Annotated in this window: 7 protein-coding genes; all 7 read left to right on the forward strand. The window is 68.6% G+C overall.

The features are described from left to right. Positions 1-1,253 (forward strand): PQQ-dependent dehydrogenase, methanol/ethanol family (locus FV234_RS24630; RefSeq protein WP_147832277.1); only part of this gene is annotated, 1,253 nt, incomplete at its 5' end. Positions 1,254-1,641: 388 nt separating this feature from the next. Next, positions 1,642-2,529 carry a hypothetical protein gene (locus FV234_RS24635; RefSeq protein ID WP_147832279.1) on the forward strand — a complete coding sequence of 296 codons (888 nt, stop codon included), beginning with the start codon at positions 1,642-1,644 and terminating at the stop codon, positions 2,527-2,529. After that, positions 2,526-3,383, forward strand: a complete 858-nt coding sequence (locus FV234_RS24640; RefSeq protein ID WP_147814882.1) for a hypothetical protein — start codon at positions 2,526-2,528, stop codon at positions 3,381-3,383. Before FV234_RS24635 ends, FV234_RS24640 begins: the two co-directional genes overlap by 4 nt. Before the next feature lie 294 nt (positions 3,384-3,677). Next, positions 3,678-4,463, forward strand: a complete 786-nt coding sequence (rimP, locus tag FV234_RS24645) for a ribosome maturation factor RimP (RefSeq protein ID WP_147754268.1) — start codon at positions 3,678-3,680, stop codon at positions 4,461-4,463. A gap of 69 nt (positions 4,464-4,532) precedes the next feature. Beyond that, positions 4,533-6,140 (forward strand): transcription termination factor NusA, encoded by a 1,608-nt coding sequence (gene nusA, locus FV234_RS24650; protein WP_147754269.1) that lies wholly within the window; start codon positions 4,533-4,535, stop codon positions 6,138-6,140. A gap of 19 nt (positions 6,141-6,159) precedes the next feature. Next, positions 6,160-6,969: an RNA-binding protein gene (locus FV234_RS24655; protein ID WP_147832281.1), complete on the forward strand. Its 810-nt coding sequence runs from the start codon at positions 6,160-6,162 to the stop codon at positions 6,967-6,969. Beyond that, the coding region (locus tag FV234_RS24660; RefSeq protein ID WP_147763388.1) for a translation initiation factor IF-2 associated domain-containing protein at positions 6,970-7,175 on the forward strand (206 nt) is incomplete at its 3' end.

The raw sequence follows: 7,175 nt of genomic DNA on the forward strand, positions 1-7,175 counted from the left end.
TCATCGTCGGCATCTCGGGCGGCGAGTTCGGCGTGCAGTGCCACGTGACCGCCTACGACGCCAAGACCGGCAAGAAGGTCTGGCGCGGCTACTCGATCGGCCCGGACGACCAGATGCTGGTCGACCCCGAGAAGACCACCCACCTCGGCAAGCCGGTCGGCAAGGATAGCTCGACCAAGACCTGGGAAGGCGACCAGTGGAAGACCGGCGGCGGCTGCACCTGGGGCTGGTTCTCCTACGACCCGAAGCTCGACCTGATGTACTACGGCTCGGGCAACCCCTCGACCTGGAACCCCAAGCAGCGTCCGGGCGACAACAAGTGGTCGATGACCATCTGGGCGCGTAACCCCGACACGGGCGTGGCCAAGTGGGTCTACCAGATGACCCCGCACGACGAGTGGGACTACGACGGCATCAACGAGATGATCCTCACCGACCAGAAGGTCGGCGGCAAGGACACCCCGCTGCTGACCCACTTCGACCGCAACGGCTTCGGCTACACCCTGAACCGCGCCACCGGCGAACTCCTCGTCGCCGAGAAGTTCGACCCGGTCGTCAACTGGGCCTCCAAGGTCGACATGGACAAGGGGTCGAAGACCTACGGCCGCCCGGTCGTGGCCGAGGCCTACTCGCCCGAGCGGACAGGCGAGGACGAGACGACCGCCGGCATCTGCCCGGGCGCGATCGGAGCGAAGAACCAGCAGCCTGCTGCGTTCTCGCCCGAGACGCGGCTGTTCTACGTGCCGACCAACCACATCTGCATGAGCTACGAGCCGTTCCACGTCACCTACACGACAGGCGTGCCGTTCGTCGGCGCCACCGTCGGGCTGCAGCCGCCGCCGGGCGAGACCCGGACCGGCGCGTTCCTGGCCTGGGACGGCGTCGCGGGCAAGATCAGGTGGTCGAACCCCGAGCCGTTCTCGGTCTGGTCGGGCGCGCTCGCCACCGCCGGCGGCGTGGTCTTCTACGGCACGCTCGAGGGCTACCTGAAGGCGGTCGACGCGGCGACCGGCCGGGAACTCTACCGGTTCAAGACCCCGTCCGGCGTCGTCGGCAACGTGATGACCTACCGCCATCGCGGCCGCCAATACGTGGCGGTGCTCTCGGGCGTCGGCGGCTGGGCCGGCATCGGCCTCGCCGCCGGCCTCACCGACCCGGCGGACGGCGCCGGCGCGGTCGGCGGCTACGCGGCCCTGTCGGACTACACCGCCCTCGGCGGCCAGCTCACCGTCTTCGCCCTGCCGGAACGCTGACGAAACCGTCTTGATGATCCAGCCGCGCGTGCCCCGAGCAAGGTCCGCGCCGACTCTGAAGCGTGGGCCCTCCAGCTCGGCGGGCAGCGTCTCGCATCGCGAATGATATAGGAAATTAAGCTAGATGTTCTCGTTGTGTTCTGGTATCTGATCCTAGTCAAATGCGATTCGGATCGATGCCATGGCGAGACAACCAAGGAGCGGTGACGAGGTCCGGCAACTGAAGGGGCTTCTGGCCGGGCTCTCCCTCGACACGAAGCTGCTTCGCCTGGAATAGGCCCTGCGGCGGAAGGACTGGTCCGACCAGGAGCGCGCGCCGGCCGGGCAACCGAACGGCGGGCAATGGGTCGGCGACGGCAGCGGGGATGGCGGCACCATCGATCCGGGCGTGCTGCGGCTGATCAAGCCGCAATGGGCACAGATGCCCGCGGCCGAGCCCACGCAGACACGCGAAGAGACCCGTCTCGACGACGGAACCCGCGTCCTCTCGATCCGCATTCGCGCGGGCCGGCGCGACTTCGACGAGCAGCATACGGTCACCGCGCCGGACGGCGAGAGCCGGGTCTTCGAGACCCTCGGCGCGACGCAGACGATCCGCGACGGCGTCTCCGGCGAGATCCTGGGCCGCAGCACTTTCACGGCAAACGGTGCCGAGCCGGACGCGACGGTGCAGCCCGCCTTCCTGCCGGCAGTTCCGCTTGCCCTGGCGGCCGTTCGGATCCTGCGGACGCTCGAGCTCGCCGGTACGCTCTTCGCGACGCTTTCGGCGCAGCGGGGTCGCTACGGCACCGTCCTCGGCACCACGGCGCACGAGTTCCGTGGGGCCGAGGATTTCAGGCACATGCCGGCGATCTGGGTCGGCCCGCTCGACCAGGCATCCCTCGACGCCGCTTGCCCGAAGACCGGTGAGATCCAGACCCAGCTCGACGCGGTCGCCGCGGCGGTCCGAGGAAGCGGTGTGTATCGAACGCCGCAAGCCGTCGGCACCGCGATCCACGTGCTGATGGATCGTTGGGCAAAAGCCCAAGACATCGCCAATTTCAAATCGGAGCTATCGATCCTCAAAAATGGAGACGAGGGCACGTATGGTCAATCCGGCACGAGCCGCCTCGACCAATACCATCGTCCGCAGCCGGCCGTCGCCTGCGTCTATGACTATAAGACGGGACTTCGCGGCCTCAGCTGGTCCGAGTGGGTGCGCTACGCCACCAGATCGAAGACGTATTTTCCGGCAACGCAACGGATCATCGTCATACAGATGCGGGAATCGCGATGACGACCAAGAAGCAGTTGGCTCGGCTTTTCCGGGACGTGCTGAAGCACAATCCGGATTTCGTCCAAGTGAACCCGCATGCGATCTGGATCCGCCCGATCCGTCATACCATCGCGCAGGTCTACATCCATCGCAGCAGCTCTGCGGATGTGTTTTGGCCCAGGTACAGTATCACGCCCTTGTATTGGGGTGGCGCGACCTGGGATTGGGTTGTCGGAAGTTTTTCCGAGGGATTTCGACGCGAGCCCCGACCGGCCCCCTTCACGCGGGACTACTTTCTCCAGCCCGATTACCAGCAGAGGCCGGAATTTCCCAAGCTCGCCGCGTGGGCGGCCACGGTCGGGGACTTCGCGTGGGCCGATCCCGAGATCGGCCGCATCTTCACGCGTGCGGTCGAGGAGCAGGTCCTGCCGCTGCTGCGCCCGATGGCCCTCGACCACCATGCCTATCTGGACTTCTACCGCAGCCACATCGTCCCGAGCCTCGGCCTTCACGACGAGCAGCGCATGGCGATCGCCCTCGCGGCGGGCGCGCTGGACGAGGCGCGCGAATACCTCGCCCGGATCTGGCGGTGGTACGAGAGCGACACCTACGGCGATTACGAGCCGCCGGAGATCCTCGACTATCCCAAGCGCGGCGCGCGCACGCGGCGCGCCATCGAGGCCTGGGAGAAGGCCGGCAGCTGCACCGACTACCGGCGCCGCCGCCGCCGCATCCTCGAGATCGTCGAACCGCTGCGCACCGGCGACCGTGCGGCCCTGGCCGTGATCCTACACCGCTGGGAGGCCGAGGCGGCGCGCTTCCACAAGGTCGAGCCATGGTGGGAGCCAACGCCGTTTCCCATCGAGGAGGGGTGACCCGGGCGACCGACGATCCGACGCCGCGGGAGCCCTTCCGCGGCTCTGGATCGATCCATGAGTCGTTCCGGGTCGTCCGGCATCGTCGGGCCCATGCAACGCCGCGCCAAGCGTAAAGACGCTTGAATTCTGCGCGTTCACCCGCTAGATCGTTCGTCATCAGTTCTGGTTGCAGTCGTGAGGCTGCGGTTCGGGAGTGGGCCCCACCGGGTCCGCTCTTTTTTATTGCCGCAAGCCTTGGTCGCCCCCGGCCGGAACGCCGCCCCGTCAGCGAGCCCGACCCTGAGCGCAGTCATGTCCGAGCCGTCCGCCGTCCCCTCGCCCGAGCCGACCGAGAAGCGTCTCGTTCGCGAGACCGGCGTCGCCGCGCGCGTGGCGCAGGTGATCGAGGGTCCGATCGAGGGCCTCGGGTTCCGTCTCGTGCGGGTGAAGGTGTCGAGCGCCAACGGCTGCACCGTGCAGATCATGGCCGAGCGCCCGGACGGCTCGATGTCCATCGACGACTGCGAGACCGTGAGCCGCGCGATCTCGCCGATCCTCGACCTCGATGACCCCGTGGGCATCGCCTACTACCTCGAGATGTCCTCTCCCGGCATCGACCGGCCGCTGGTCCGGGTCTCGGACTTCGCCCGCTGGGCCGGCTACGAGGCCAAGATCGAGCTGTCCGTGCCGCTCGACGGGCGCAAGCGCTTCCGCGGGATCATCGGCGAGCCGGATGCGGCGACCCTCACCGTGCCGGTCGACCTGCCCGACGTGAAGGAAGGCTTTCCGAGCCGGGTCTCGGTGCCTCTGCGCGACCTGTCCGAGGCGCATCTCGTCCTGACCGACGACCTGATCCGGGAATCGCTGCGCCGCGGCGGCGGAACCCCGGAAGATCTCGACGCGGATTTCGACGGCGAGTCCGACGCGGACGACGGGGAGGAGGCGCCCCTGCCGCCTGCCCCGTTCCCGAAGCGGCTGAAGGCCTCCGCCAAGCCGAAGGCCGCCAAGCCGGTCAAGGCGAAGCCCGCCTCGGACGCGCCGAAGAAGCCCGTGACCACCAAGGCGGCCCGCCTCAAGGACCGCGACTCGCTTCACTAGAGCATCGCAGCCCGGCCCGCTCGCAAGGCGGCGCGCCGGAGCGGCACCCCAAGAGAAGGACCGACACAGATGGCCGTCGTCAGCGCCAACCGGCTCGAACTCCTGCAGATCGCCGACGCGGTCGCCCGCGAGAAGGTGATCGATCGCTCCATCGTCATCGACGCGATGGAGGAGGCGATCGCCAAGGCCGCGCGCTCCCGCTACGGCGCCGAGACCGACGTGCACGCCGAGATCGACAACAAGACCGGGGCGCTGCGGCTCTCCCGCCACCTGCTCGTGGTCGATCTCGTCGAGAACGACGCCCGCGAGATCACCCTCGACCAAGCCCGGCGCTACAATCCGGGCGCGCTCGTCGGCGACGTGATCTCCGACACCCTGCCGCCCTTCGACTTCGGGCGCGTCGCCGCGCAGTCGGCCAAGCAGGTCATCGTCCAGAAGGTCCGCGACGCCGAACGCGACCGCCAGTTCGACGAGTACAAGGACCGCATCGGCGAGATCGTGAACGGCCTCGTCAAGCGCGTCGAGTACGGCAACGTGATCGTCGACCTCGGCCGCGGCGAGGGCATCGTCCGGCGCGACGAGATGATCCCGCGCGAGACCTTCCGCCCCGGCGACCGCATCCGCTCCTACCTGTTCGACGTGCGCCGCGAGGTGCGCGGGCCGCAGATCTTCCTCTCGCGCTCGCACCCGCAGTTCATGGCGAAGCTCTTCGGGCAGGAAGTGCCGGAGATCTACGACGGCATCGTCGAGGTGAAGGCGGTCGCCCGCGACCCGGGCTCGCGCGCCAAGATCGCGGTGATCTCGCGCGACGGATCGATCGACCCGGTCGGCGCCTGCGTCGGCATGCGCGGATCGCGCGTCCAGGCGGTGGTCGGTGAACTCCAGGGCGAGAAGATCGACATCATCCCGTGGTCCGAGGACCAGGCGACCTTCATCGTCAACGCGCTGCAGCCGGCGGAAGTCGTCAAGGTGGTGCTCGACGAGGAGGCCGACCGCATCGAGGTGGTGGTGCCCGACGACCAGCTCTCGCTCGCCATCGGCCGCCGCGGCCAGAACGTGCGCCTGGCCTCGCAGCTGACCGGTTGGGACATCGACATCCTCACCGAGGCCGAGGAGAGCGAGCGCCGCCAGAAGGAGTTCGCCGAGCGCACCACCGTGTTCATGGGGGCGCTGGACGTGGACGAGACCGTGGGCCAGCTGCTGGCCGCGGAAGGCTTCCGCAACGTGGAAGAGATCGCCTACGTCGATATCCAGGAGCTGTCCTCGATCCAGGGCCTCGACGAGGAGACCGGCGCCGAAATCCAGGCGCGCGCGCAGGACCACCTCGCCCGCATTGAGCAGGAGCACGACGACCGCCGCATCGAGCTCGGCGTCCAGGACGAGCTGCGCGAGATCGACGGCCTGACCACGCCGATGCTGGTCTCGCTCGGCGAGAACGACGTGAAGACGATCGAGGACTTGGCCGGCTGCGCCACCGACGACCTCGTCGGCTACACCGAAGGCCGCGGCCCGGAGGCCAAGCGCCACGCCGGCTACCTCGACGGCTTCGAGGTCTCCCGCACCGAGGCGGAAGGCATGATTATGGCCGCGCGCCTGCACGCCGGCTGGATCGACGCCCTTCCCGAGCCCGAGACGGCCGAAGGCGAGGCGGAGCCCGCCGAGGCCGAAGCGAACTGAAGGCGCGAGGTCGGGCGACATGATCCAGGCCGCGCAGCCGACGGCTGACGAGGGCGTCGAGGAGATCGCCCTCGACGCCGGGCCGAATCGCGGCCGTCAGGGTACGCTGCGCACCTGCATCGTCACCCGGACCGTTCAGGCGCCGGACGCGATGATCCGGTTCGTCCTCGGGCCGGACGGCGCCGTCGTGCCGGACCTGCGCGCGCGCCTTCCCGGCCGCGGCGCCTGGGTCAGAGCGCGCCGCGAGGACGTCGCGACGGCCGTGAAGAAGCGGGCGTTCAACCGGGCGTTCAAGACGCAAGGCGCGACCGCCGCCACCGACCTCCCCGACCGGATCGCCGAAGGCCTGCGGGCCGACCTGCGGCAAGCGATAGCCCTGGCCAACAAGGCCGGCTGCATCGTCACCGGCTTCACCAAGGTCGAGGCTGCGATCGGCGCGCAGCCGCGGGTCGCGGCCGTGATCCATGCGTCCGACGCCGCCGCCGACGGCCGCCGCAAGATCGCGGCGGCATTGCACAGGCGCCACGGCGATGCCATATCCCGCATACCGATCGTTGACGACTTGTCCGAAGACGAATTGGACATGGCCTTAGGTCGGGATCATGTGATACACGCTGCGCTCGTCGCAGGAGTCGGGGCCGCCGGCTGCCTGGCGCGTTGGCGTCGGCTACGCTCCTTCGAGGGCGTCGCCGCGGCGATCGAGGAGCGCGGATCCGCCGGATACGGCGGGGATGCTCCCCCTCTGCAAGACGATGCCGTGACGGATCAGGCCGGCGCTCCGCGGGTTGCCGGTTCACGCGACGATGGAAACCCTCAGGGTTCAGGCTGAATGAGCGACACGAATAATCCGGGCGACAAGACTCTGAGCAAGACCCCTGCGAAGCCGCTTTCCTTGAAGCGTCCGATCGAACAGGGGACCGTGCGCCAGAGCTTCTCCCATGGCCGCTCGAAGCAGGTCGTGGTCGAGACGGTGAAGCGCCGTGTCATCGGCGCGGCGCCGGCGCCCGTCGCCCCCATCGCGGCCCCGACCCGGGT

Source organism: Methylobacterium sp. WL8 (assembly GCF_008040045.1).
GTDB lineage: Bacteria > Pseudomonadota > Alphaproteobacteria > Rhizobiales > Beijerinckiaceae > Methylobacterium > Methylobacterium cerastii.

Excerpts from the sequence above, each read along its gene's own strand:
- FV234_RS24640 (WP_147814882.1), top strand. The coding sequence starts at position 2,526 with ATGACGACCAAGAAGCAGTTGGCTCGGCTTTTCCGGGACGTGCTGAAG.
- rimP (WP_147754268.1), top strand. The coding sequence starts at position 3,678 with ATGTCCGAGCCGTCCGCCGTCCCCTCGCCCGAGCCGACCGAGAAGCGT.
- nusA (WP_147754269.1), top strand. The coding sequence starts at position 4,533 with ATGGCCGTCGTCAGCGCCAACCGGCTCGAACTCCTGCAGATCGCCGAC.
- FV234_RS24655 (WP_147832281.1), top strand. The coding sequence starts at position 6,160 with ATGATCCAGGCCGCGCAGCCGACGGCTGACGAGGGCGTCGAGGAGATC.